Annotated in this window: 29 protein-coding genes; 19 read left to right on the plus strand and 10 right to left on the minus strand. The window is 69.4% G+C overall.

Annotated features, from left to right (window positions below; genetic code table 11):
* The first annotated feature begins 76 nt into the window (after window positions 1-76).
* Window positions 77-271: a PspC domain-containing protein gene (locus ABZY89_RS13820; protein WP_355018139.1), complete on the plus strand. Its 195-nt coding sequence runs from the start codon at window positions 77-79 to the stop codon at window positions 269-271.
* Between the two features lie 7 nt (window positions 272-278).
* Here the strand turns inward: ABZY89_RS13820 and ABZY89_RS13825 are convergent, their stop codons facing one another.
* Window positions 279-1,127, minus strand: a complete 849-nt coding sequence (locus ABZY89_RS13825; RefSeq protein ID WP_355227965.1) for a DUF3097 domain-containing protein — start codon at window positions 1,125-1,127, stop codon at window positions 279-281.
* 19 nt (window positions 1,128-1,146) lie between these two features.
* Window positions 1,147-1,419, minus strand: a complete 273-nt coding sequence (locus ABZY89_RS13830) for a hypothetical protein (RefSeq protein ID WP_350712901.1) — start codon at window positions 1,417-1,419, stop codon at window positions 1,147-1,149.
* A 211-nt stretch (window positions 1,420-1,630) separates the two neighbouring features.
* Here ABZY89_RS13830 and hrcA point away from each other — a divergent pair, with 211 nt between their 5' ends.
* The 9 genes from hrcA to ABZY89_RS13875 all read left to right on the plus strand — a co-directional run bounded on the left by hrcA (window position 1,631) and on the right by ABZY89_RS13875 (window position 9,694).
* Complete coding sequence (gene hrcA, locus ABZY89_RS13835) at window positions 1,631-2,680, plus strand: heat-inducible transcriptional repressor HrcA (protein WP_355227966.1); 1,050 nt, start codon at window positions 1,631-1,633, stop codon at window positions 2,678-2,680.
* A gap of 37 nt (window positions 2,681-2,717) precedes the next feature.
* A complete protein-coding gene (gene dnaJ, locus ABZY89_RS13840; protein ID WP_355227967.1) occupies window positions 2,718-3,911 on the plus strand; it encodes a molecular chaperone DnaJ in 1,194 nt (397 codons plus the stop codon).
* A 15-nt stretch (window positions 3,912-3,926) separates the two neighbouring features.
* Window positions 3,927-4,670 carry a 16S rRNA (uracil(1498)-N(3))-methyltransferase gene (locus ABZY89_RS13845; protein WP_355227969.1) on the plus strand — a complete coding sequence of 248 codons (744 nt, stop codon included), beginning with the start codon at window positions 3,927-3,929 and terminating at the stop codon, window positions 4,668-4,670.
* 203 nt (window positions 4,671-4,873) lie between these two features.
* On the plus strand, window positions 4,874-5,353 hold the full coding sequence (locus ABZY89_RS13850) for a Gmad2 immunoglobulin-like domain-containing protein (protein WP_355227971.1): 480 nt from the start codon (window positions 4,874-4,876) through the stop codon (window positions 5,351-5,353).
* Window positions 5,354-5,368: 15 nt separating this feature from the next.
* Entirely contained in the window at window positions 5,369-6,421 is a 1,053-nt protein-coding gene (locus tag ABZY89_RS13855) for a winged helix DNA-binding domain-containing protein (protein WP_355227973.1), read from the plus strand.
* Between the two features lie 190 nt (window positions 6,422-6,611).
* The gene (locus ABZY89_RS13860) at window positions 6,612-7,553 is read left to right on the plus strand and encodes a PhoH family protein (RefSeq protein WP_355228050.1); all 942 of its coding nucleotides are present in this window, start codon (window positions 6,612-6,614) and stop codon (window positions 7,551-7,553) included.
* Window positions 7,550-8,014, plus strand: a complete 465-nt coding sequence (ybeY, locus tag ABZY89_RS13865) for an rRNA maturation RNase YbeY (protein WP_355227974.1) — start codon at window positions 7,550-7,552, stop codon at window positions 8,012-8,014. The genes ABZY89_RS13860 and ybeY overlap by 4 nt, the downstream gene beginning before the upstream one ends.
* A 17-nt stretch (window positions 8,015-8,031) precedes the next feature.
* Window positions 8,032-9,375, plus strand: coding sequence for a hemolysin family protein (locus ABZY89_RS13870; RefSeq protein ID WP_355227976.1), 1,344 nt, complete (start codon window positions 8,032-8,034; stop codon window positions 9,373-9,375).
* On the plus strand, window positions 9,359-9,694 hold the full coding sequence (locus ABZY89_RS13875) for a cytidine deaminase (RefSeq protein WP_355227977.1): 336 nt from the start codon (window positions 9,359-9,361) through the stop codon (window positions 9,692-9,694). Before ABZY89_RS13870 ends, ABZY89_RS13875 begins: the two co-directional genes overlap by 17 nt.
* 15 nt (window positions 9,695-9,709) lie before the next feature.
* Here ABZY89_RS13875 and ABZY89_RS13880 read toward each other — a convergent pair whose 3' ends face one another.
* A complete protein-coding gene (locus ABZY89_RS13880; RefSeq protein ID WP_355227979.1) occupies window positions 9,710-9,982 on the minus strand; it encodes a hypothetical protein in 273 nt (90 codons plus the stop codon).
* A gap of 149 nt (window positions 9,983-10,131) precedes the next feature.
* On the opposite strand from ABZY89_RS13880, the gene ABZY89_RS13885 reads away from it, so the two are divergent.
* From ABZY89_RS13885 to ABZY89_RS13900, 4 genes are all read left to right on the plus strand, one after another.
* Window positions 10,132-11,508, plus strand: a complete 1,377-nt coding sequence (locus tag ABZY89_RS13885) for an FAD-binding oxidoreductase (protein ID WP_355227981.1) — start codon at window positions 10,132-10,134, stop codon at window positions 11,506-11,508.
* Window positions 11,505-12,809 (plus strand): class I SAM-dependent methyltransferase, encoded by a 1,305-nt coding sequence (locus ABZY89_RS13890; protein WP_355227983.1) that lies wholly within the window; start codon window positions 11,505-11,507, stop codon window positions 12,807-12,809. Before ABZY89_RS13885 ends, ABZY89_RS13890 begins: the two co-directional genes overlap by 4 nt.
* Window positions 12,810-12,895: 86 nt before the next feature.
* Window positions 12,896-13,432 carry a pyridoxamine 5'-phosphate oxidase family protein gene (locus ABZY89_RS13895; protein WP_355227985.1) on the plus strand — a complete coding sequence of 179 codons (537 nt, stop codon included), beginning with the start codon at window positions 12,896-12,898 and terminating at the stop codon, window positions 13,430-13,432.
* A 1-nt stretch (window position 13,433) separates the two neighbouring features.
* On the plus strand, window positions 13,434-13,772 hold the full coding sequence (locus ABZY89_RS13900; protein WP_355227987.1) for a VOC family protein: 339 nt from the start codon (window positions 13,434-13,436) through the stop codon (window positions 13,770-13,772).
* Here ABZY89_RS13900 and ABZY89_RS13905 read toward each other — a convergent pair whose 3' ends face one another.
* Together ABZY89_RS13905 and ABZY89_RS13910 are read right to left on the minus strand one after the other, a co-directional pair.
* The gene (locus tag ABZY89_RS13905; protein ID WP_355227988.1) at window positions 13,773-14,393 is read right to left on the minus strand and encodes a hypothetical protein; all 621 of its coding nucleotides are present in this window, start codon (window positions 14,391-14,393) and stop codon (window positions 13,773-13,775) included.
* A 1-nt stretch (window position 14,394) separates the two neighbouring features.
* Window positions 14,395-14,802 carry a nuclear transport factor 2 family protein gene (locus ABZY89_RS13910; RefSeq protein WP_355227990.1) on the minus strand — a complete coding sequence of 136 codons (408 nt, stop codon included), beginning with the start codon at window positions 14,800-14,802 and terminating at the stop codon, window positions 14,395-14,397.
* Window positions 14,803-14,888: 86 nt separating this feature from the next.
* On the opposite strand from ABZY89_RS13910, the gene ABZY89_RS13915 reads away from it, so the two are divergent.
* The 3 genes from ABZY89_RS13915 to era are packed head-to-tail and all read left to right on the plus strand — an operon-like array spanning window position 14,889 to window position 17,442.
* A complete protein-coding gene (locus ABZY89_RS13915; protein ID WP_355227992.1) occupies window positions 14,889-15,689 on the plus strand; it encodes a helix-turn-helix transcriptional regulator in 801 nt (266 codons plus the stop codon).
* A gap of 50 nt (window positions 15,690-15,739) precedes the next feature.
* Complete coding sequence (locus ABZY89_RS13920; RefSeq protein WP_355227994.1) at window positions 15,740-16,519, plus strand: siderophore-interacting protein; 780 nt, start codon at window positions 15,740-15,742, stop codon at window positions 16,517-16,519.
* Window positions 16,516-17,442, plus strand: a complete 927-nt coding sequence (era, locus tag ABZY89_RS13925; protein WP_355227996.1) for a GTPase Era — start codon at window positions 16,516-16,518, stop codon at window positions 17,440-17,442. Before ABZY89_RS13920 ends, era begins: the two co-directional genes overlap by 4 nt.
* A 109-nt stretch (window positions 17,443-17,551) precedes the next feature.
* On the opposite strand, the gene ABZY89_RS13930 is transcribed toward era, so the two are convergent.
* The 4 genes from ABZY89_RS13930 to ABZY89_RS13945 are packed head-to-tail and all read right to left on the minus strand — an operon-like array spanning window position 17,552 to window position 20,178.
* Complete coding sequence (locus ABZY89_RS13930; RefSeq protein WP_355227998.1) at window positions 17,552-18,397, minus strand: septum formation family protein; 846 nt, start codon at window positions 18,395-18,397, stop codon at window positions 17,552-17,554.
* A 2-nt stretch (window positions 18,398-18,399) separates the two neighbouring features.
* Window positions 18,400-19,233, minus strand: a complete 834-nt coding sequence (locus ABZY89_RS13935) for a septum formation family protein (RefSeq protein WP_355228000.1) — start codon at window positions 19,231-19,233, stop codon at window positions 18,400-18,402.
* A 46-nt stretch (window positions 19,234-19,279) separates the two neighbouring features.
* On the minus strand, window positions 19,280-19,780 hold the full coding sequence (locus ABZY89_RS13940; protein WP_355228002.1) for a flavodoxin family protein: 501 nt from the start codon (window positions 19,778-19,780) through the stop codon (window positions 19,280-19,282).
* Window positions 19,780-20,178, minus strand: coding sequence for a pyridoxamine 5'-phosphate oxidase family protein (locus tag ABZY89_RS13945; RefSeq protein WP_355018161.1), 399 nt, complete (start codon window positions 20,176-20,178; stop codon window positions 19,780-19,782). The genes ABZY89_RS13940 and ABZY89_RS13945 overlap by 1 nt, the downstream gene beginning before the upstream one ends.
* Window positions 20,179-20,390: 212 nt before the next feature.
* On the opposite strand from ABZY89_RS13945, the gene leuA reads away from it, so the two are divergent.
* Window positions 20,391-22,151, plus strand: coding sequence for a 2-isopropylmalate synthase (gene leuA / locus ABZY89_RS13950; RefSeq protein ID WP_355228004.1), 1,761 nt, complete (start codon window positions 20,391-20,393; stop codon window positions 22,149-22,151).
* On the opposite strand, the gene ABZY89_RS13955 is transcribed toward leuA, so the two are convergent.
* Entirely contained in the window at window positions 22,132-23,094 is a 963-nt protein-coding gene (locus tag ABZY89_RS13955; protein ID WP_355228006.1) for a DMT family transporter, read from the minus strand. The genes leuA and ABZY89_RS13955 overlap by 20 nt on opposite strands.
* A gap of 67 nt (window positions 23,095-23,161) precedes the next feature.
* Here ABZY89_RS13955 and ABZY89_RS13960 point away from each other — a divergent pair, with 67 nt between their 5' ends.
* Window positions 23,162-24,538 carry a PLP-dependent aminotransferase family protein gene (locus ABZY89_RS13960; protein ID WP_355228008.1) on the plus strand — a complete coding sequence of 459 codons (1,377 nt, stop codon included), beginning with the start codon at window positions 23,162-23,164 and terminating at the stop codon, window positions 24,536-24,538.
* The last annotated feature ends 1 nt before the right edge of the window (window position 24,539 follow it).

Genomic DNA, 24,539 nt, shown 5'->3' on the forward strand with positions numbered 1-24,539 from the left:
CGGGACCTTGGTCCTGATCGAAGGATCAGGGGTGATCCTGATTGGTAAAGGGGGCCCGACAGGGGAGAGTGGAGCTATGGCAACCACAACTCTTTCCCGTCCCAGCAACGACAAATGGATCGCCGGCGTCTGCGGCGGCCTCGGCGACCGTTTCGGCATCAACTCGAACCTGATCCGGTTGGCCTTCGTGATCTCCTGCCTGCTCCCCGGACCGCAGTTCATCGTCTACATCGTGCTGTGGATCATCATGCCGAAGAAGTCGTCCTACTGACCGAGGCTCAGACGGGCTCGGTCACGAAGTCGATCAGCTCCTCGACCCGCCCGAGCAGGGCGGGCTCCAGGTCGCCGAACGAGTTCACCCGGCCCAGGATGTGCTTCCAGGCCCGGGCGATGTCGGCCTGATCGCGGTGGGGCCAGCCCATGTGCTGGCAGATGCCCTTCTTCCACTCGATCGAGCGCGGCACGTTCGGCCAGGCTTCGAGCCCGAGCCGGCCCGGCTTGACCGCCTGCCACACGTCGATGAACGGGTGACCGACGATCAGCACGTGCTGACCGACCGCGGAGCGCCGGATCGACTCCGCGATCCGGGCCTCCTTGGAGCCTTTGACCAGGTGGTCGACGAGCACCCCGACCCGCCGCTGCGGTCCGGGCTTGAACGAGACCAGGTGGTCGGCGAGGTCGTCGACACCGCCCAGATACTCGACGACGACACCCTCGATCCGCAGGTCGTCACCCCAGATCTTCTCGACCAGCTCGGCGTCGTGACGCCCCTCGACGAAGATCCGCGACTCGCGCGCGACCCGGGCCTTGACGTTGTCCACGGCCACCGAGCCCGACGCGGTGCGGGTCGGCTTCGCGGGCGCCGTGCGGGTCACCGGGGGAGTGAGGATGACCGGCTTGCCCTCGAGCCAGAAGCCCGGCCCGAGCGGGAACGTACGCCGCTTGCCCTTCCGGTCCTCCAGCGTCAGCGTGTGCAGGTCGCGGTCGATCCGCACGATCTCGCCGACGAAGTCGGTCTCGACCTCCTCGACCACAGCGCCCAGCTCTGCGGGAGTCTCGACGGCACGCCCGTTCTTGGGCTTGCGCCAGTCGCCGGCCAGTACGTCGGAGCCGTAGCGATCGCTCATCCGGAGAACGGTAGTGGAGTCAGCAGCGAGAACCGGTGAGCACGCGCCCGAGCTGCTCGAGAACGTCGTCCGGCGTGGCTGCGGTCTCCGGGAACCGGAAGGTCACGTGGTGGCCGCCGTCGAGGGTGATCCAGGAGACGTCGACGCTCTCGGCGGTGAGGTTGGAGAGGCGTACGCCCACGATGTGACGCGGTCGCAGCCCGAGCCGTGCCGAGAGCGAGCGGCACAGGTCCGCCTGGTGCTCGTCGTTGGCGTGGGCCGTGATGCGGACCAGCAGATCGTCGGCGATCATAGGACTCTCCAGTGGGGCGGAAGCAGTACAGCGAGTGGCTCTAAGGTCAGCCTAACCTAAGGCTATCTCGATGGCGAGAACTGTGCTTTCTCCCCTGGGTCCCGTTCCACAGAGCGGAGCGGCCACCGGAAACTGGTGCCTGTGACGCGAACCGGTAGGATTGGCACTCGCACGGAATGAGTGCCAGGCAGCCAGGACGATAGGAGGGCAGATGCAGAACGAACGCAGGCTCTCCGTCCTCAGGGCGATCGTCGAGGACTATGTGAAGACCGAGGAGCCGGTCGGCTCCAAGGCGCTCGTGGAGCGTCACGGTCTCGGCGTCTCCCCGGCGACGGTACGCAACGACATGGCCGCGCTGGAGGAGGAGGGATACATCACCGCCCCCCACACCAGCGCCGGCCGAGTGCCCACCGACAAGGGCTACCGGCTCTTCGTCGACCGGCTGACCACGGTCAAGCCGATGACCGCGGCCGAGAAGCGGGCGATCGCCGGCTTCCTCGAGGGCGCGGTCGACCTCGACGACGTGGTCACCCGCTCGACCCGGCTGCTCTCGCAGCTGACCCGCCAGGTCGCGGTGGTGCAATACCCGACCCTGAGCCGCTCGACCGTCCGTCACGTCGAGCTGGTCTCGCTGGCCCCGACCAGGCTCCTCCTCGTGCTCATCCTCAGCACCGGCCGCGTCGAGCAGCGGCTGCTCGAGGTGACCGAGGAGGTCTCCGAGGAGACCCTGGCCACGCTGCGAGCGCAGATCAACACCGCGGTCGCTGGCGCCGTCATCGCCGAGGCCGGCGAGGCGCTGCGCACGATCGCCCAGCCGGCCGACGCGCCCGCCGACGCCCCGCAGACGGATACATTGAAGGATGGGCTCGCCTCCGCCGTGGCCGAGGCCCTGATCGAGGCGATGAACGACCACCGCTCCGACGAGCGCATCTCCATCGGCGGCACCAGCAACCTGGCCCGCTTCGGCGACAGCTTCGACACTGCCGTACGCCCGCTCCTGGAGGCCCTCGAGGAGCACGTCGTCCTGCTCAAGCTGATGGGCGAGGCGACTGCGGGCGGACTGGTCACGGTGCGGATCGGCGCCGAGGGCCCCTACCAGGAGCTCTCCCAGACCAGCGTGGTCGCGACCGGCTACGGACCTGGCGACGAGGCGCTGGCCACGCTCGGCGTGGTCGGCCCCACCCGGATGGACTACCCCGGATCCATGGCGGCGGTGCGCGCGGTGGCGCGTTACCTCTCCCGGATCCTCGACGAGGCTTGAGCAGCAGACTCGATTCAAGGAAGATCAGCGAACTTCGATGGCAGGAAGACCGACGTTGGACCCCTATGAGCTCCTCGGTGTCGACAAGGACGCCGACGACGCAACGATCAAGAAGGCGTACCGGAAGCTGGCGCGCCAGTACCACCCTGACGTCAACCCTGACGCCGAGTCGCAGGAGAAGTTCAAGGAGATCTCCCACGCCTACGAGGTGCTGAGCGACCCGCAGAAGCGGGCTGCGTACGACCGCGGTGGCGACCCGTTCGCGGGCGGCTTCGGCGCGCAGGGCGCGGGCTTCTCGTTCACCGACATCATGGACGCCTTCTTCGGTGGCGCCGGTGCCGGCACCGGAGGCGCTGGGCGTGGCCCCCGTCCGCGGGTACGCCGCGGGCAGGACGCCCTCATCCGTCTCGACATCGACCTGGCCGAGGCCGCCTTCGGCGTCACCCGCGACCTCAAGGTCGACACTGCGGTCGTCTGTGACACCTGTGGTGGCGAGGGCGCCGCGGAAGGCTCCCACCCGGTCCCGTGCGAGACCTGCCACGGCCAGGGTGAGGTCGCGGTCGTGCAGCGCTCCTTCCTGGGCGAGATCCGCACGCTGCGCCCGTGCTCGGCCTGCAACGGCTTCGGCACCGTCATCCCCGACCCGTGCCGCGACTGCAGCGGCGAGGGCCGGGTGCGCTCTCACCGCACCCTGACCGTCAAGATCCCGCCGGGCGTCGACGACGGCACCCGGGTGCAGCTCGCCGAGCAGGGCGAGATCGGCCCCGGCGGCGGCCCCGCCGGCGACCTCTACGTCGAGATCCACGTCGCCAAGCACGCCACCTTCACCCGCAGAGGCAACGACCTGCACTGCACCGCGAAGGTGCCGATGACCGCGGCCGCGCTCGGCACCACGCTCAACCTGCCGACGCTCGAGGCCGACCTCGTCGGTGAGGGCGCCGACCAGATCGACCCCGAGGACGCCTCGATCCAGATCGACCTCAAGCCCGGCACCCAGTCCGGCACCGACCACGTCCTGCGTGGCCGCGGTGTGCCCGGTCTGCGGGGCGGTCGCGGCGACCTGATCGTGACCATCAACGTGGAGACCCCCACCAAGCTCGACCTCGAGCAGGAGGCGCTGCTGCGCCAGCTCGCCGAGATGCGCGGTGAGGAGTCCGTCCAGGGCCAGCTCAAGGCGGCCCACAAGGGCGGCGTCTTCTCCTGGTTCAAGGACACCCTCAACGGGCACTGAGCAAGCGGAGCTGACATGACCCTTCCCGTTCACCTCGTCGAGTCGCTCGTCGGCACCCGTGTCGGCGACGACATCGAGGTGAGCGGTGACGAGGGCCGCCACGCGGTCGTCGTACGCCGCCTCCGGGTCGGCGAGGAGGTCGTGCTCACCGACGGCGCCGGCGAGGGCGTCACCGGCACGATCACGCAGACCACCAAGAAGTCGATGACCGTACGCGTCGACGACATCATCCTCGGCGACGCTCCGCCCGAGCCCGCGCTGACGGTCGTCCAGGCGCTGCCCAAGGGCGACCGCGGCGAGCTCGCCGTCGAGATGCTCACCGAGATCGGCGCCGCCAGCATCGTCCCGTGGGCGGCGACCCGCTCGGTCGCCGTCTGGAAGGGCGAGCGCGCGGTCAAGTCGCTGGCCCGCTGGCGGGCCACCGCCCGGGAGGCCGCCAAGCAGTCGCGCCGGCTGTGGCACCCCGAGGTCGAGCCGCTGGCCACCACCGATGCAATCGTGGCCAAGATCGAGGCGGCCGACGTCGCCGTCGTGCTCCACGAGGAGGGCACCCTCCCGCTCGGCGCGGTCCCCGTCATCGACGAGGGCACCATCCTGGTCGTGGTCGGCCCCGAGGGCGGCCTGACGGACGAGGAGATCTCCTTGTTCGAGAAGGCCGGCGCCACCACGATCCGCCTAGGCGGCGAGGTCCTCCGCACCTCGACAGCAGGCGTAGCTGCAAGCGCCGCCCTGCTGGCCCGCACCCGCCGCTGGGACTGACCCTCCGCGAGAGGTCAGTTTCTGACGCCGACACGTCAGTTCTTGACGCCGACACGTCAGCTTCTGAAGACGCATGCGCAGAAACTGACGTGTCGCGCTCAATTTTCGACCTCTCGGCGTCAGATCTCGACCTCTCGCGATCAGAAAGTGACTGTTCGGCGTGGGGGGTTTGGCGTTGGGGGGTCGCGGGTGACGATGGAGACATGAGGAGCACACGTACGTTCCTGGGCCGACATGCCGCCGCGATCGCGCTGTCCGGTGTGCTGTGCGGGATGGGGGGTGTGGCCGGTGGCTGCGGGAGCGGCGATGCCGTGGCCGAGGATCCGGAGGTCTCGACCCAGCCGTCGGAGGAGCCATCCGCGCTGCCACGTACCTCCGGCCTGATCACGCTGGCGGCACCGGCCGAGGGCGCGACGGTGTCGGACAGCTTCGAGGCCTCGGGCAAGGCCAACTCGAACGAGGCGAACGTGCCGTGGGAGGTCCGCGACACCACTGGCGAGACGGTGCTCGAGGGGGCTGCGACGGCCGAGGGCTGGGTGGACAAGCTCTACCCGTGGAAGACCACGGTCGACGTCTCCGAGCTCGAGCCCGGGACGTACGTCTTCATCGCGCGCACCGACGACACCTCTGACGGCGAGGGGAAGCCTTCTGAGGAGGTTGGCGCCCGGATCACCGTCGAGTAGGAGATCATCGCTACCGTGATCCTCACCGAACGGCAGCTCAACCGGACCCTTCTGCTCCGCCAGCACCTGCTGTCGAGGGCCTCGCTCACCCCGGCCGAGATGATCGAGCATCTGGTCGGCCTGCAGGCGCAGGAGTCGCTGCCGCCGTTCTTCGCGCTGGCCGCCCGGCTGGATTCGTTCGACCCCTACGCGCTCAGCGCGCAGCTCGAGTCGAGCGCGCTGGTCCGGCTCTCCTCGCTGCGATCGACGATCCACATGCACACCGCCGCCGATGCCGCGCTGATCAGGGCCTGGACGCAGCCGGTCCACGACTTCTACACCCAGCGGGTCGAGATCGTCCGCCCGGCGGCGCAGCTGGAGGGCTTCGTGGAGGCGGCCGAGGACGTACTCGCTCTCGGGGCGCTGCCCAACGCGGCCCTCGAGGCCGGCCTGGTCGAGCACTTCCCCGACGTCCCGGCCAAGGCGCTCGGCCTGCGGGCGCGCAACGAGCTGCCGCTGGTCCAGCTGCCGCCGCGAGGCCTGTGGAAGGGCTCGGGCGGGCTCGTCTACGACCTGCTCCTGCGCTGGACGGGCGTGCCGCCGGTGGCCGTGGACGATGTCGTCCCGACGCTGGCGCCGGAGATCGTACGTCGCTACCTGCGCGCCTTCGGGCCGGCGACCGCCGCCGACATCACCACCTGGTCGTCCCTGACCCGCCTGGGCCCGGTGATCAAGCAGATCGAGGGGCTGGTGACCTACCGCGACGAGGCCGGCAAGACCCTCTACGACGTCCCGGACGCACCGCTCGCCACCGGCGAGGAGCACGCCCCGGTGCGACTGCTGGGGAGGTTCGACAACGTCTGGCTCTCGCACGCCAACCGGGAGCGGATCACCGCCCAGGGGACCCGGAAGGAGTGGGGCATCGGTGGCGGCGGTGCGGTCATCATCGGCGGCGGCCACCTCATCGGCCTCTGGAAGCCGGTCGACGGCAAGGTCGAGGTCGTCAAGCTGCTCCGCGACCTCACCCCGGACGAGTGCGACGAGCTCGCCGAGGAGACCGTACGCGTCGAATCGCTGCTGGCGAGCTGACCCCGGAACTATCCAGTAGGAGAGGGGCCGAGAGCCCGCGTACCATGGACGCATCAGCCTCGTGACGAGAAAGGGCCCGCTCCGGGCATCCATGACCGATCGACACCCAAGTCCGCTTCCGACCGACACCTCCGACCAGGGGGTCACCGCGACCACCAAGCACACCGTGGTCGTTCCGAACAGCGTCGACATGGTGACCGTCCTCGGTCCGGCCGATGAGCACCTCGGGATCATCGAGGCCCACTTCGACGCAGACGTGCACGTGCGCGGCAACCGGATCACCCTCCACGGCGCCCCCAGCGAGATCGCGATGATCGAGCGGGTCCTGGAGGAGCTGGTCCAGATCATCCGCACCGGCCAGGGCGTCAGCGGCGAGACGGTCGAGCGGGTGATCGGCATGCTCCAGGCCGACACGACGGAGAAGCCGGCCGACGTGCTGAGCCTCAACATCCTCTCCAACCGCGGCCGCAGCATCCGGCCCAAGACGCTCAACCAGAAGCGCTACGTCGACGCGATCGACAAGCACACGATCACCTTCGGCATCGGCCCGGCCGGCACCGGCAAGACCTACCTGGCGGTCGCCAAGGCGGTCCAGGCGCTGCAGACCAAGCAGGTCACCCGGATCATCCTGAGCCGTCCGGCGGTCGAGGCCGGCGAGAAGCTCGGCTTCCTGCCCGGCACCCTGACCGAGAAGATCGACCCCTACCTGCGTCCGCTCTACGACGCGCTGCACGACATGATGGACCCGGAGCTGATCCCCAAGCTGATGGCGTCGGGGACCATCGAGGTCGCCCCGCTCGCGTTCCTCCGCGGGCGGAGCCTCAACGACTCCTTCATCATCCTCGACGAGGCGCAGAACACCACGCCCGAGCAGATGAAGATGTTCCTGACCCGCCTCGGCTTCGGGTCGAAGATCGTGGTCACCGGTGACGTGACCCAGACCGATCTCCCCAACGGCCAGAAGTCCGGGCTCCGGGTCGTGGAGGGCATCCTCGACGACGTCAAGGACATCAGCTTCAACAACCTGACCAGCCACGACGTCGTACGCCACCGACTGGTCGCCAAGATCGTCGCCGCCTACGAGCAGCACGACGTGCAGAGCCAGGGCCGGGCCTCCGGAGAGGTGCGATGAGCACGGAGATCATCAACGAGTCCGAGCAGGAGATCGACGTCGAGCACGTCGCCAAGCTCGCTCGTTTCCTGCTCGAGCAGCTGCGCGTGCACCCGCAGGCCGACCTCCGGATCAAGTTCGGCGACGAGGCCACGATCACCGAGCTCAACGAGCGCTACTTCGACACCGAGGGCCCGACCGACGTGCTGTCGTTCCCCGGTGACGAGCTGCTCCCCGGCCGCCTCGACGAGGAGCCGGAGGAGGGCGACCTGGGCGATATCATCATCGCCCCGACGATCGCGGCCAAGCAGGGCGAGGCAGCCGGTCACGGCACCGTGGCGGAGATCGAGCTCCTGACCACCCACGGCATCCTCCATCTGCTCGGCTTCGACCACGTGGACCCCGACGAGCACGCCGAGATGTTCGGGCTGCAGGCCAAGCTGCTCAAAGCCTGGGGCTCATCGGCCACCGCACCCGAGTAGGAGCACCACCACCACCCATGGACGATGCGAGGCTGCTGATCGCAGCCGCAGTTCTGGTCCTGATCGCCGGCATCTTCTCCGCCGCCGACGCGGCGCTCAGCGCCTTCTCCCGCGCCCGAGCCGCGGAGCTGGTCTCCGAGGGCCGTGCCGGCGCCAAACGCCTGGTGGCGGTGGTCGGCGACCCCGCCCGCTATGTCAACACGGTGCTGCTGCTCAGGATGCTGTGCGAGATCGGCGCGACCGTGCTGGTCGCGCTGTGGGCGTACGACCTCTATCAGGGGCGCTGGTGGCCGACGGTGCTCACCACGACCGGGACGATGACCGTGGTCTCCTTCGTGGTCATCGGCGTCGGTCCTCGCACGCTGGGGCGTCAGCACCACGAGGGCATCGCCCTCGCGGTCGCCGGTCCGATCGGCGCGATCACCGCCATCCTCGGCCCGATCCCGAGCCTGCTGATCATCCTCGGTAACGCGCTCACCCCCGGCAAGGGCTTCCGCAAGGGCCCGTTCTCCACGGAGACCGAGCTGCGAGAGCTGGTCGACATCGCCGAGGCCTCCGACCTGATCGAGGCCGACGAGCGCCGGATGATCCACTCGGTCTTCGAGCTCGGCGACACCCGTGCTCGCGAGGTGATGGTGCCCCGCGGCGACATCGTCTTCCTGGAGCGCCGCAAGACCCTGCGCCAGGCGCTGTCGCTGTTCCTGCGCTCGGGCTACTCCCGGATTCCGGTGATCGACGACAGCCTCGACGACATCATCGGGATGGTCTACCTCAAGGACGTCGTCGCGCGGGACTTCGAGGCGCCGGAGGTCGAGACCACCCAGCGGGTCGAGTCGCTGATGCGCAAGCCGACCTGGGTCCCCGACTCCAAGCCGGTCGACGAGCTGCTCGCCGAGATGCAGCAGCACCGCCAGCACATCGCGGTCGTCGTCGACGAGTACGGCGGCACCGCCGGCCTGATCACCATCGAGGACATCCTCGAGGAGATCGTCGGCGAGATCACCGACGAGTACGACATCGAGGACCGCGAGCCCCTCCACCTCGGCGACGGCTCCTGGCGGGTGCCCTCCCGCTTCCTGGTCAGCGACCTCGAGGAGCTCATCGGCCTCCCTGTCGAGGAGGACGACGTCGACTCCGTACGCGGTCTGATGGCCAAGCATCTCGGCCTCGTGCCGATCCCGGGGACCGAGGTCGAGGCCCACGGGCTCCGCTTCGTGGCCGAGGAGGCTGCCGGCCGTCGGAACAAGATCGGTACCGTACACATCAGCGTCGTCGTCCCGGCCGAGTCCGAGGCCGATGACGAGGACGAGCAGCGCGAGAAGACGGACAGGAAGAAAGAGGCCCATGCCCGAGCAGAGTGAGCTCACCGCGGAGGACCGCAAGCTGGTGACCCTGGCCCGCGCGACGCGTGCCCGCACCGGCGCGGCCGAAGGAGCAGCCGTACGCGACCTCGACGGCCGCACCTACGCCGCCGCCACCGTGGACCTGCCCTCGCTCCAGGTCTCCGCGATCGGCGTCTGCGTGGCGATGGCCGTGGCCTCCGGCTCCAAGGGCCTCGAGGCCGTCGTCGTGCTCGGCGAGGCCGAGGAGGCCTCCGCTGACGACCTCTCGATCGTCAAGGAGTTCGCGGGCGAGGACGTCCCTGTCCTCGCCGGCGACCCGCGCGGCAACCTCCGCTGAGCGCCTCCGGGCTGCTCAGCGAGCGGCTCGGTGGCCGCCGGTGCCGCCGGCCCCGCCGGACTCGGCGAGGAGCGGAAGGGTGCCCAGCTCGATCGTGACGTGGATCCCGTCCTCGTCCCGGTAGGCCGTGAGGCCGTTCATGGTCGCCATGTCGACGCCCTTCTCACGCATGTGCACGACGATCTGGTCGATCGCCAGCGCCAGCCGGGCCTGGGAGACGGACTTGTTGCGCCACTTGACCTGGTTCTCGGTGAAGTAGGGGGTTGCCTTCTCGGCGAGCGTTGACACAGCGTCACGATGGGCAGCACTGGACATGGGGACCCTCCAGGGTGCACGAGATGGGGGCGCTCGACGGGAGCAGTCGGCGCTTGTGACTGTAAGCGAACGAACGTGAAAATCGAAACCCGAGATCCCAGGGCGCGAGTAAAGTGCGTGGAGTGACGGGTGAGACTGGTTGGCAACGACACACCGAGGCCGTCGAGCGGCTGACGGCCTCCTACAAGCGGATCCCTGACGGCGCTCCCGTCAGACTGGCCAAACGCACCACCAACCTCTTCCGGGCCCGGGCGGCGACCGACGCCCCCGGTCTCGACGTCTCCGGTCTGGGCGGCGTGATCGAGGTCGATGCCGAGGCGGGCACCGCCGACGTACAGGGGATGTGCACCTACGAGGACCTCGTCGATGCCACCTTGGCGCACGGGATGATCCCGTACGTCGTCCCGCAGCTGCGCACGATCACGCTCGGTGGCGCGGTGACCGGGATGGGCATCGAGGCCACCTCGTTCCGCAACGGGATGCCGCACGAGTCGGTGCTGGAGATGGACATCCTGACCGGCGCGGGCGAGATCGTCACGACTCGACCCGGGGACGACCTCTTCGACACCTTCCCCAACTCCTACGGCTCCCTCGGCTACGCCACCCGGCTCAAGATCAAGCTGGAGAAGGTGCCGGGCTACGTCGCGCTGCGCCACGTACGCTTCGACGACCTCGGCCTGCTCACCAAGACGATCGCGCAGATCACCGAGACCAAGACGTACGAGGGGGAGCGGGTCGACGGGCTCGACGGTGTCGCGTTCGAGCCGGGGGAGTACTACCTGACCCTCGCGACCTGGACCGACAAGGCCACGCAGACCCCCAGCGACTACGGCGGCCAGCAGATCTACTACCGCTCGATCCAAGAGCGTGACACTGATGTGCTGACGACCTACGACTACCTGTGGCGCTGGGACACCGACTGGTTCTGGTGCTCGGGCGCCTTCGGCGCGCAGAACAAGTACCTCCGCCGGGTGTGGCCGCGCCGGCTGCGACGCTCGGACGTCTACATGAAGCTGGTCGGCCTGGACCGGAAGTTCGGCATCGCCGACAAGCTCGACGCGCGTGCCGGACGGCTCCTGAGGGAACGGGTGATCCAGGACATCGAGGTCCCGGTCGAGAACCTCCCCGCATTCCTGGAGTGGTTCGACGCCGAGATCGGGATGCGGCCGGTGTGGCTGTGCCCGCTGGTGTCGCAAGGGACGAACACAGGAGGGAAATGGCCGACCTACCCGCTCGAGGCGGGCCGGACGTACGTCAACGTCGGTTTCTGGGGCACGGTCCACGTCGGCCCCGGAGCCGTCAACGCCCCCAAGAACCGTGCGATCGAGGAACAGGTCCACGAGCTCGGCGGGCATAAATCGCTCTACTCCGAGGCGTTCTACGACAAGGATGTCTTCGACGCTCTCTATGACGGGGACAACCTCGCTGCCGTGAAGGCGAGGTATGACCCCGGCAACCGGTTGACCGATCTGTACAGCAAGGCGGTGAAGAGACTGTGAACCACATTGCAGAGACCATCAACGAACTCTTCGACGGTGGGCTGCCAATCAAGCTCACCGCGTACGACGGCAGTGTCGCCGGCGACAAGGACTCTCCTTTCGGGATGGAGATCCTCAACCCGCGCGGGCTCGCGTTCCTGCTGACCGCGCCGGGCGATCTCGGTCTGGCACGTGCCTACGTCAGCGGTGACATGGCCCTGCACGGCATCCATCCGGGCGACCCCTACCCGCTCCTGGACCTGATCCTGGACAAGACCGACTTCAAACGGCCCAGCCCTCGGGAGACGGTCGACATGGTGCGCGCGCTCGGGGTGAAGAACTTCGTCCCGCCCAAGCCACCCCCGCAGGAGCACCTGCCGGCGTGGCGGCAGCGGGCCGAGAACGTACGCCACCTCTCCGGCCGCGCGATCAGCGCGCTGCCGTGGACGCGGCACTCGCCCGAGCGCGACGCCGATGCGATCCACCACCACTACGACGTCTCCAACACCTTCTATGAGTACGTCCTCGGTCCGTCGATGACCTACACCTGCGCGCTCTACCCGACCGATGACGCCACGCTCGAGGAGGCGCAGGCGGCCAAGTACGACCTGATCTGCCGCAAGCTCGGGCTCGAGCCCGGCATGCGGCTGCTCGACATCGGCTGTGGCTGGGGCGGGATGGTGCGCCACGCGGCCAAGCACTACGGCGTCAAGGCGCTCGGTGTCACGCTCTCGCGCGAACAGGCAAACTGGGCCCAGAAGGCGATCAAGGCCGATCGCCTCGACGACGTCGCCGAGGTGCGCTTCTCCGACTACCGCGACGTGGTCGAGGGGGACTTCGACGCGGTCAGCTCCATCGGGCTCACCGAGCACATCGGCGTGGCCAACTACCCGGCCTACTTCGGCTTCATCAAGAGCAAGCTGCGCGATGGGGGCCGGCTGCTCAACCACTGCATCACCCGTCCCGACAACATCTCGAAGGCGAACGCGGGGGCGTTCATCGACCGCTACGTCTTCCCCGACGGCGAGCTGATCGGCTCGGGCACCATCGTGTCCGCGATCGAGAACACCGACCTCGAGGTGCAGCACCACGAGAACATCCGGGTCCACTACGCCAAGACCCTCACGGCGTGGAACGACAACCTCCGCGACAACTGGGACGCCTGCGTCAACGAGGTCGGCCTCGGCACCGCGAAGGTCTGGGGCATCTACATGGCCGGTTCCCGGATCGGCTTCGAGCGCAACAACATCCAGCTCCACCACGTGCTCGCCACCAAGACGGTGGACGGGTTCTCGGGCTACCCGCTGCGGCACACCTTCTAGATCGAGTTCGTGACAGTTGTCGAAATGGCGGTGACTCCTTCGTGGAACAGGTGAAGAGTCCTGAACCAGCCGAAGGAGACACCGCCATGGAGACCCACAACCTCGCCGAGATGTACGACGCCCCGCCGATGTCCTGGGCGGAGGTGACCGCTCGACTGGACCAGGGCTTCAACCAGGGGCCCGGGTCGCAGGAGGGCGAGCCCGGGCGCTACACGACCTGGGTGAGCACGATCAACGCCGACGGCGGTCCGCACGTGAACGCCGTCGGCGCGATCTGGCTCGACGGCAGCTTCTACCTGGTCACGGGGCCTGGGACGCGGCGTGGCCGCAACCACGCCCGCGACCCCCGCTGCGCGCTGTCGCTCTCGGTCCGTGAGTTCGACCTGGTCGTGGAGGGCCGCGTGACGCGGGTCCTCGGCGACGAGCTCGAGCGCGTGGCCAAGCACTACCACGACGACGAGGGCTGGCCGGCCGAGGTCGACGAGTCGGGCGAGGCCGTCACGGCCCCGTTCAACGCGCAGAGCGCGGGCCCGGCGCCCTGGCACGTCTTCCGCATCGACGCGACCTCGGCCCACGCGGTCGCGACCGTCGAGCCCTACGGTGCGACCCGCTGGAGGTTCTGAGATGACCGACCTGTTCGCCGGACTTCCGGTCGCGGACCTGGCCCGAGCAGCCCGCTGGTACGAGGCGCTGCTCGGTGGCCCGCCGGCCTTCTACCCCAACGACGCCGAGGCCGTCTTCGAGGTGGTCGAGCACGGCTACGTCTACATCGAGGTGAGGCCGGAGCTCGCGGGCCGTGGCTTCGTGACCCTCTTCGTCGACGACCTGGACGCCCGCCTCGCCGCGATCGCCGACCGCGGCCTGCGGCCGGAGTCGCAGGAGACGTACGGCAACGGGGTCCGCAAGACCATCTTCCGCGACCCCGACGGCAACGAGATCGGGCTGGGCGGTGGCCCCGCCTGATCAGGCCGGGACGCCGTGCTCCTTGGCGTAGGCACGTCGGCAGGACGCGGCGCAGAAGCCGATGGTCTCGCCGTCGTGCTCCAAGGTGATCGCCCCGCGGCCGAGGGTGACCTGCATGCCGCACATCGGATCGATGACGACGCCCTCGGGGAGGTCGACCTCGCCCGCGCTGTGGCGCGCACGGAACTCCTCGGTCATCCAGCTCGTCAGGTCGTCTGCCGTCGCGGGGCTGCCGTTGAGCCCGATGCTGCCGTCCGCGATCCCGACGAGGTTGATCCAGAGGTGCCCGCCCGGCCTGGTCCAGCCGTGGTCGCGGTCGAGTCGGCGTACGCCGGCCCGGATGGCGCCGGACAGGGGGCGAGACATCTCCTCCCGCCACGCCTCGGGAACGGTGGCCGTGATGACCAGCGGCGGCGGGGCCGGCGGTGCCCACGCCCCGTCGCCTGTCGTCCATCCGGCGAGCTCCCGGAAGGCGATGTGGGTCACCGCCCGGCCGCGAGCCATCGTCTCCTCCGGCGCGCTGACGCCCTCGTTGAGGAGCGAGGTCACCGCCTTCGTCAGCGTCGCACGGTCGCCGTCGGTGAGTGCTCCGGCCGGAGAGGCGATCTCGATCAGGAACACGTCAGGCCTCCTCGTGGTGGGCGTCGGGATCGAAGCCGTCGGGGGCGCGATCGATGAACGCGGTGATCGCGGCGATCCGTCCGGACCCGTCCAGGTCGAGGACGTCGGTGCCCTCGGCGAACGATCCCTCCTCCTTGCGGATCTCCCAGCGCACCCGAACATGCTTGTGGTGTGCATCGGGCTCGGCACGGGCCACGAACGTGTAGTCACCGACGCCCTCGGTGAACTGGCGGGTGAAGTCGATCAGCGCCTCGAGGCCGGTGGACTCGCCGATCGGGGTGGAGCGAGCGACGTCGTCGGCGAACAGGGTGGCGCCGAGCGTGCGCTGCTCCTCGGCGGAGAGGTTCCAGAACGAGACGTACGCCTCGGCGGTGGCGGCAGGTGAGCGGGGTGTGGTTTCAGTGGTCATGGCCAAGACGATCCGCCTTCGGGTGAGCCCTGTCGATTACCTCTCGGGTAGTTGCCGCGCCGCGCTCCGCCCGGCAGCCTGGGTGCATGACAACGGCCCAGCTGAGCGTCGGGGAGCTGCTTCGGGACTGGCGCGAGCGGCGCCGACGCTCGCAGCTCGAGGTGGCGATCGCGGCCGACGTGTCGGCCCGCCACCTCAGCTTCATCGAGACCGGACGGTCGGGGCCGAGCCGGACGATGATCGAGCGGCTCTGCGAGGAGCTGGAGGTGCCGCTGCGTGAGCGCAACCGGCTCTATCTCGCGGCGGGGTTCGCGCCCGTCTACCAGGAGCGGCCGCTCGACGATCTCGGGGTCGCCAGGTCCGCCGTCGAGGCGGTGCTCACCGCCCACGAGCCCTACCCGGCCTGCGCGGTCGACATCCGCTGGGACATGGTGGCGACCAACCGGCCCATGGAGCTCTTCCTGGCTCCGCTGCCGGACGCGCTGCGGCAGCCGCGGCTCAACATGCTGCGCGCGACGTTGCATCCCGACGGCCTGGCGGCGCAGGTGCGCAACTATCCGCAGTGGCGGGCCCACGTCGTCGGCCGCATCCGCCGGCAGCTCGACCGGACCGCGGCCGACGGGCTGGTCGAGCTCCTCGAAGACGTGGAGGGCTATCCGGCGCCGCCCGGGGCCGACGTGGAGGCGCCGGCGGTCACGGCGAGGGACGGTGCCTTGCCGGTGCTGCCGCTGTTGCTGCGTACGAGCTTCGGCGATCTCTCTTTCCTCTACGTCCTCTCCGTGATCGGCGCACCTCGCGACGTGACGGTCGACGAGATCGCGGTGGAGGCGATGTTCCCGGCCGACGACGCGACTCGAGAGGCTCTGCTCGCCATCAGCCACGAGTGAGTGCGGCGCTGATGCGGGCGGGCCGCGTCTGCGCGGATAACCTTGAGGCGATGAGTGTCAAGGCCCAGCAGTACGCCGCGGAGGTGCTTCGGCGCGAGCAGATCACGCCCCACCTCGTACGTCTGGTGCTCGGCGGTCCCGGCCTGGCCGGGTTCGAGTCCACCGGAATCCCCGACGAATGGGTCGGGCTGATCGTCCCGGGGCAGTTCCAGTCGCGCTACTACACCGTGCGTTCCTGGCGGGGCGGTGAGCTGACCCTCGACGTCGTCGTCCACGACGTCGGTCTGGTGACCGAGTGGGCCACGCGCACCGATCCCGTGGGGCAGACGGTCACGATCACCGAGCCCAAGGGCTCCTACGCCGCGCCCGAGGGCGCGAAGTGGCTGCTGCTGGTCGGCGACCTGACCGCGATGCCGGCCATGGCACGGATCGCCGAGACCACCGCGTTGCCGACGCGGATCTGGGCCGAGACCCCCGACGACCTGCCCGGATATCTCCCTGAGACCGCCGAGATCACCTGGTCAACGCCGCCGTCGGAGACCGCCTCCGACCTGGCTGCGGCTGTGGAGAAGATCGAGTGGCCCGAAGGCGACGGCTACTTCTGGATGGCCGGCGAGTCGAGCCAGATGCGGGCGATCCGCAAGCATCTGATGCACGAGCGGAAGCTCGACTCCCACGCCTACGACGTGATGGGCTACTGGCGCGGTGGCGGCCAGAAGCGGCAGCCGCGCTCGGTCGATCCCGGACCGGTGTGGCGTGAGGGCAAGGCCCAGGGGCTCACCGATGAGCAGATCTGGCAGCGATACGACGAGCAACAGGAGCAACAGTGACCGAGCCAGCTTTCCGGAGCGGCTTCGTGTCGTTCGTCGGACGCCCCAACGCGGGCAAGTCCACCCTGACCAACGCGCTGGTCGGCACCAAGGTGGCGATCACCTCCGACAAGCCGCAGACCACCCGCACCGTGGTCAAGGGCATCGTCCACCGGCCCGACGGCCAGCTGATCCTGGTCGACACCCCGGGCATCCACCGGCCTCGTACGCTCCTCGGCGAGCGGCTCAACGACCTGGTCGAGGCCACCTGGACCGAGGTCGACGTGGTCGCGATCTGCTTCCCGTGCAACGAGAAGATCGGCCCCGGTGACCGCCGGATCGCGGAGAACGCCAACAAGCTCAAGAAGGGCATCAAGCGGGTCGCGATCGCCACCAAGACCGACCTCGCCACCCCCGAGCAGATCGGCGAGCACCTGATGTCGATCCAGACCCTCGGGGTCGAGCTCGGCATCGAGTGGGCCGAGATCGTCCCGGTCTCCAGCGTCGGCGGCGACCAGGTCGACCTCCTCGGTGACCTGCTGATCAAGCTCCTCCCCGAGGGGCCGCCGCTCTACCCCGACGGCGAGCTCACCGACTCTCCCGAGGAGATCATCATCGCCGAGCTCATCCGCGAGGCAGCCCTGGAAGGCGTACGCGACGAGCTCCCGCACTCCATCGCCGTCGTCGTCGAGGAGATGCGGCTGCGTGAGGACCGCCCGGAGGACAAGCCGCTGATGGACATCCACGCCTTCCTGTACGTCGAGCGCGACTCCCAGAAGGGCATCGTGATCGGCCACAAGGGCTCACGGCTCAAGGACGTCGGTCAGCGCGCGCGCCTGCAGATCAAGGAGCTGCTCGGCATGCCGGTCTACCTCGACCTGCACGTCAAGATCGCCAAGGACTGGCAGCGGGACCCTCGGCAGCTGCGCAAGCTCGGGTTCTAGTCCCAGGCGTCTCACCGGTCACAGCGCTCCGGTGTTTCCTGCACTTCTCAGGTGTTGCAATGCCCGAGAAGTGCAGGAATACCCGGTTAACCGGGTATTCCAACCGCCCCTAGCTCGGCGCCCAGCAGATCCCGTACGTCTGCCCGCCCTGCCACTGATCGGCGCTGGGGAACTCCCAGGACCACTCGTACTTGAGCGGGTCGTCGGCGACCTCGGCGGCAGCGGCCTTGCAGTCCTCGGCGCCGGCGCTGTTGACCTTCGCCTCGCCGGGGTACTTCCCGGAGCCGAGGTCGATGACCGACAGGGCCCGCCAGCTGTGCTTGAGGGAGCAGGGGACGCGCTTGAAGGATTCGGACTTCGGCGACGCCGTGCCGCACATCCGGAACGGCTCGGCGGTCTTGGAGTCGCCCAGGACGCCCTTCATGTTGCCCTTGAGGGTCATCAGGGCCTTGGGGCCGGCGATGCCGATGACGTCGCAGCGAAACCAGTTGGCGCCGGCCTCGGACTCCTTGATCGTCGGCGTGAACCAGACCGGGCGCAGCATCGAGAGGCGCAGGTCGTCGGCGTCGCCACCGAGATACTTGGTGACCTTGTTGGGGCACGCCTCGGCGACCTGGGCCGCGACCTGCTCCGAGTCGACGGCGACGAGATGGCCGTCGACGACGTTCCTCAGCCGGCCGACGGCGTACGTCTGGGTGGTGTGCTTGCCCTTGCAGGTGACCGCGGTGCCGCCGGCGGTCGGGGCCAGCGCCTCGTCGTAGGTGAGGTTGTAGCAGGCCCCCTCCTTCGGGGACGGCGCCGCGGATGCGGAGGCGGAGGGAGGCGCCGACGAGGGCGACGGAGCCGACTTCGGCTCGCCGCCACCGCAACCGGCGAGGGCCATGGCCCCCACGACGACGAGAGCCCCCCACAGCGGCGCCGATCGCTTCGGGCTCCGCTTCAGCGTGTCTCGCATGCTCACTCCTCGGTCACCGCCCAGCAGACCGCCCAGCGGTTGCCGGCGTTCCACTCCTTCTCTCCAAACCATGTGTACCCGTAGTCGAAGCTTTCCGGGTAACCCAACCAGGCCTGGACCGAGCCCTTGCAGTACTGCGAGGCCTTCTTCTTCGACTCCGCGACACCGAGGAACTTGGTCTTGTCCTCGCCCAGCTTGATGGTCGTCACCGCCCGCATCTGGTGCGGCTCGGAGCAGGGCACCTTCGCGGAGGTGACCGCCTTGCCCTGCGCGCACACCATCCAACGGTCCTCGATGTCCTCGATGTTCTTGACCTTGAGGAGGTTGCGGGTGGTGGTCGGCAGGTCGACGTACTCGGCGCCCTGCTGGCCGCCGCCGACCACGTCGCAGCGGATCCAGCGTGCGCCCTCGTCCCAGGCCTTCTCCGAGGGGCCGAAGTAGACGTGGGAGAGCATCGAGCGCATCAGCAGGCTCTGGTTGGTGCCGACATACTTCTCGAGCAGCTTGCGGCACTGGCTGAAGGCCCACTCGTTGACCTTCTCGTCGCCGTACTCCGCGTCCTTGAACTCGTCCGGGAGCGGTCCGGCGCCGAAGGTCTCGGCGTTGTGCGGCTCGTCGCAGGCGACGTATTTGTCGAAGTTGTAGGCCTCGGCGACGTCCTCGTGGGTGAGGTTGCGGCACTTGCCGACCTCGGGCAGCGCGGTCGAGTCCACCTGCTTCGGGTCCTCGCCCTTGGCAGCAGCCCGATCACCGCCGCACCCGCTGAGCGCGAGGACGGCGAGCACCACGATCAGGAGCGACAGAGATGTCGTACGTCTGGGGGTATGGCCGATCACGGGGATCGACTCTACTTGCGAATCCATGAGCAGGCCGAAAGGACAATCAGTCGAGGACCGCGGCCAGCGTGGCTCCCAGCTCGTACGCCGCCTCGACATGCGTGTCCTCGACGTCTCCCAGGACGTCGAGGATGTCGTAGGACTGGGCCCACCCGAGCGCGCCGACGATGGACTGCACCGAGCGGATCGCGCCGGTGGTGTCGTAGCGGCCGTGGACATAGAAGCCATAGGGGCGTTTGGCGGTGGCACCGGCCGCTGATCCGTCTCCTGGCCCGGCTCCGCCGGAGGGGTCGAGCGCGCCGCCCACGTCCAGGAAGATCGAGTCGAAGAAGTGCTTCAGGGCGCCCGACATGTAGCCGAAGTTGGCGCTCGTGCCGAGCACGTAGCCGTCGGCGGCCAGGACATCCTCGGCGGTCGCCTCCAGAGCGGGACGTACGACGACCTCGACGCCCTCGATCTCGGGGTCGTTGGCGCCGGAGACGACCGCATCGGTCAGGCGCTGCAGCGACCGGGTGGGGGAGTGATGGACGACGAGCAGGCGAGGCATCAGCCGTCAGCGCCCAGACGGCGGCCGGTGACCTCCTTGGGGCGCAGCCGCACCCACAACGGACGAGGGCCGGCCGGCCAGGGGTGGAGGTTCTTGACGAGGTCGGGGATCTGGTCCTCGCGGTAGAGGATCTCCGCGCGTCCCTTGAACAGCGCCGACCAGCCCACATGGGTGTCGGGGTCGAGGTCGTCGACCAGCAGCGCGACGGCGCTCTCGTCGATCTGCTCGGCCATCGAGGAATGGGCCGAGGTGCGGATCCAGAGCGCCTCCTCGTGCACGACGTGGTTGACCGGTAGCACCACCGGGCCGCGCGGGCCGTTCCAGCCGATCCGGGACACCTGGATGTCCGCCGCAAGCCGCCAGGACTCCTCGACCGTGAGCTCTGCCAGTTGGGCCACGCCCGTTCCTCCCCTTCGTCGTCACTTCTGTCTCAGTGTTGAGGATCAATCGACTGCCCGGCCAGTCTGCCAGTTCTGTTCTGTTATTGTTACCGAGTCATGATGCGCAGCCTCCTCCTTAGCTGCCGCAGCGGGGTCTGAGAAAGCCGGACTCCCTCGCTGCGGAGGTTCGACGTGCGCCGGCACTCGCTTCCATCTGTTGAGGATTCCGCATGACCAACCTGAGCAACTCCAGCAACCAGCAGAAGCCGTCGGGGATGCCGCACCAGCGCTATCGCGCGTTCGTGCCCGTCGACGTACCGGACCGCACCTGGCCGGCCAATAAGATCACCAAGGCTCCGCGCTGGCTCTCCACCGATCTGCGTGACGGCAACCAGGCCCTGATCGACCCGATGACGCCGGCCCGCAAGCTGCGGATGTTCGAGCTGCTGGTCGCGATGGGCTACAAGGAGATCGAGGTCGGCTTCCCGTCGGCCTCGCAGACCGACTTCGACTTCGTGCGCAAGCTGATCGAGGACGACCGGATCCCCGATGACGTACAGATCTCGGTTCTGACCCAGGCCCGCGAGGACCTCATCTCGCGCACCGCCGAGTCGATCGCCGGCGCCCCGCGCGCCACGATCCACCTCTACAACGCCACCGCCGAGCTGTTCCGCCGGGTCGTGTTCAACGTGACCCCGGCCGAGTGCATCGGGATCGCGGTGCGCGGCACCGAGATGGTGATGAAGTACGCCGAGGAGCACGTCCCCGAGCTGATCGGCACCGAGGACTTCGGCTACCAGTACAGCCCGGAGATCTTCACCCAGACCGACACCGACTACGCACTCGAGGTCTGTGAGCGGGTCTCGGACGTGTGGCAGCCGGAGGCCGGCCGGGAGATCATCCTCAACCTGCCCGCCACCGTGGAGATGTCGACCCCGAACACCTACGCCGACCAGATCGAGTACTTCGGCCGGGGCCTGACCCGCCGCGAGCACTCCGCCATCAGCCTCCACCCGCACAACGACCGCGGCACCGCCGTCGCGGCCACCGAGCTCGGCCTGATGGCCGGCGCCGACCGCGTCGAGGGCTGCCTGTTCGGCCACGGTGAGCGCACCGGCAACGTCGACCTGGTCACCCTGGGCATGAACCTCTTCTCCCAGGGCATCGACCCGCAGATCGACTTCACCGTCGGCGGCGGCATCGACGAGATCCGCCGTACGGTCGAGTACGTCACCAACATCAACGTCCACCCGCGCCACCCCTACGCGGGCGACCTGGTCTACACCGCCTTCTCCGGCTCCCACCAGGACGCCATCAAGAAGGGCCTGGAGGACCTCGACCGGATCGCCGCCGAGGCCGGCAAGCCGACCAGCGAGATCCCGTGGGAGGCGCCCTACCTGCCCATCGACCCCAAGGACGTCGGCCGCACCTACGAGGCCGTCATCCGGGTCAACAGCCAGTCCGGCAAGGGCGGCGTGGCCTACCTGCTCAAGACCGAGCACTCCCTGGACCTGCCGCGTCGTGCGCAGATCGAGTTCAGCCGCGTGGTCCAGCAGCACACCGACTCCGAGGGTGGCGAGGTCAGCCCCGAGGAGATCTGGTCGATCTTCTCCGCCGAGTACCTCGAGCGCGAGGAGCCGTACGCCCTGGAGAGCTGGTCCTCGGTGACCGACGCCGAGGGCGGCGACGAGCAGGTCGTCGACCTGCGGGTACGCGGCGAGGAGCGCACCTACAAGGGCGTCGGCAACGGCCCGGTGGCCGCGTTCGTCGACGCGCTGAAGGAGGCCGGCGCCGAGATCCGCGTCCTCGACTACGCCGAGCACGCACTCTCCGCCGGTGGCGACGCGGCTGCGGCTGCGTACGTCGAGTGTGAGATCGCCGGCGAGATCGTGTGGGGCATCGGCATCCACGAGAACATCGTCACCGCCTCCCTGCGGGCCGTCGTCTGCGCGGCCAACCGCGCCCAGGCGGTCACGATCCCGCGCGGCTGACCTCGGCGCCGCTGCGGGGGCGACCCCGCAGCGGCGTGCCGCGCAGCCCGATCACCAGGCCCAGTGCGACCACCGCTGTGCCCACCCACACCATCGGGCCGGGCACGATTCCGTTGAGCGGTACGCCGAGGGCGGCCGCGGACACGGGCACGACGCCGGTCAGCAGGCCGGCGCGGCCGGAGCCGAGGCGCTTGACGGCCGTGAACCAGAGCAGGAACGCGAGCGTGGTGACGACCGCGGCCAGGTGGAGCGCGGCGAGCAGATCGCCGGTGTCGAGCGTGGTGACGGCGGTCGGTCCCTCGGTGGCGACACCGATGACGGCCATGCCGGCGGTGGCCATCCACACCGAGTGGAACGAGACCCCGAAGGCGCCCAGGCGGGGGAGGACGGGCACCGCCAGGAGCGTGAAGCCCGCCTCGCAGACCAGCACCAAGAGCGCGTAGCCGACGCCCGCAGCATCGGTCCGCCCGAAGCCCTCGACCACGACGGCGCCCGCGGTCACGACCATGGCCCCGATGATCACCGTGCGAGCCGGGAGGGTGCGGGTCGCGACCGCCGGGACGACCGCCAGCAGCATCGGGACGGCGGCGACGGCGACGCCGATCACCGCCGGCTCGGCATGGGCGACACCCCGGACGACACCGACGTTGAAGAGCACCAGGCCGGCGGTCGCCACCCCGGCCAGCCAGAGCCACTCGCGACCGCGCGGCCGCGGCACCCGCCAGCCGGTGACCCGCGCGACGGCGAGCAGGAGGAGGGCGGCGAGGGCGTACCGGACGCTCTGCAGGGTGAAGAGCGGGGCGTCGGTGATCGCGGCCGAGACGGCGACGCTGCTGCCGACGCAGGCCATCCCGGCCGCGGCGAAGACGATGCCGAGCAGGGTGCCGCGGTTCGGTGCTGCTCCGCCGGCGGTATCGGGGTGTGGGAGGGCTTCGGTGGTCATGTCTACGAGGTTCGCCCGAACTTGGTCTGGCAGACAGATCCAAACCAGAGGTGGCAGAGTGGACCAAATGACGGGTGCGGACTTCCTCCAGCTCGATCCGACCGGAGTGCCGCCAGGAGGGCTGGCAGCCTGGCTCACCGGTGCGCTGCGCGACGCGGTCGCCGACGGCCGGCTCGCGGTCGGGGCCCGGGTGCCGGCATCGCGCCCCCTCGCCACCCAGCTCGGCGTCTCGCGCGGGGTGGTGGTCGAGGCGTACCAGCGGCTCACCGACGAGGGCCTGCTCTCGGCGCGTAGCGGCGGCGGCACGCGGGTGAGCGCGGTCCCCGGAGCCGTACGCCGCCTCGGTGCCGCCACCCGGCTGCCGACTCCCGACCTGGACCTCTCCCCGGGAGTGCCCGACCTCTCGGCCTTTCCGCGGGCCGCGTGGGCGAAGGCGTCGCGGGAGGTGCTCGCCGAGATCGGCAGCGCCGACCTCGGCTACGGTGACCCGCGCGGCGTGCCGGCGCTGCGGGAGGCGCTCGCGGTCTGGCTCGGCCGCACCCGCGGCCTCACGGTCTCGCCCGACGAGATCCTGGTGATCAACGGCGTCGCCCAGGGGCTCGTGCTCCTGGCCCGCTGGCTGGAGGAGCGCGGCCGGACCAGAGTCGGATTCGAGGAGCCGGGATCGTACGGCGGCCGCGTGCACCTGCAGCGATGGGGGATGACGACGGTCCCGGTGCCGGTGGACGGCGACGGCCTGGACGTCGCGGCGCTCGAGGCCAGCGGTGTCGATGCCGTCGTGGTCACGCCCGCGCACCAGTTCCCGACCGGGGTCGTGCTGTCCCCGCAGCGGCGCCGGGAGCTGGTCGAGTGGGTCCGGGCGGTGCCGCACCGGCTGGTGATCGAGGACGACTACGACGCCGAGCACCGCTACGACCGACCGCCGGTCGCGGCCGTGAAGGTGCTCGCACCCGACCGGATCGTCCACCTCGGCAGCGTCTCCAAGACGCTCGCGCCCGCGATGCGGATCGGCTGGCTGGTCGCCCCGTCCGGCATGCAGGAGGAGTTGGTCGAGGCGCGCTACTGGCTCGACCTGGCCAGCCCGGCGCTACCCCAGATCACCTTGGCGCGGATGCTCACCTCGGGTGCCTTCGAGCGGCACCTGAGACTGGTCCGGCAGCGACACAAGGCTCGCCGCGACGCCCTGCTCGAGGCGCTCGCCGAGCACCTGCCGGCCGTTCGGGTCGGAGGCGTCGCGGCCGGCTTGCACGTCCTGGCGACGCTGCCCGCAGGAGTCGACGACGCGGCTCTCGCCACGGCCGCGCTCGAGGCGGGCATCGCCGTCCACCCACTGAGCCGGCACCGCGAGGGTGAGGGTCCGCCGGGCCTGGTGATCGGCTACGCGGCGACGACTCCGGACCGCCTCCGGGAGGCGGTCAGGCGGCTGGCGCCACTGATCTCCTAGG

It is taken from the genome of Nocardioides sp. NPDC006303, assembly GCF_040613175.1.
Lineage (GTDB): Bacteria > Actinomycetota > Actinomycetes > Propionibacteriales > Nocardioidaceae > Nocardioides.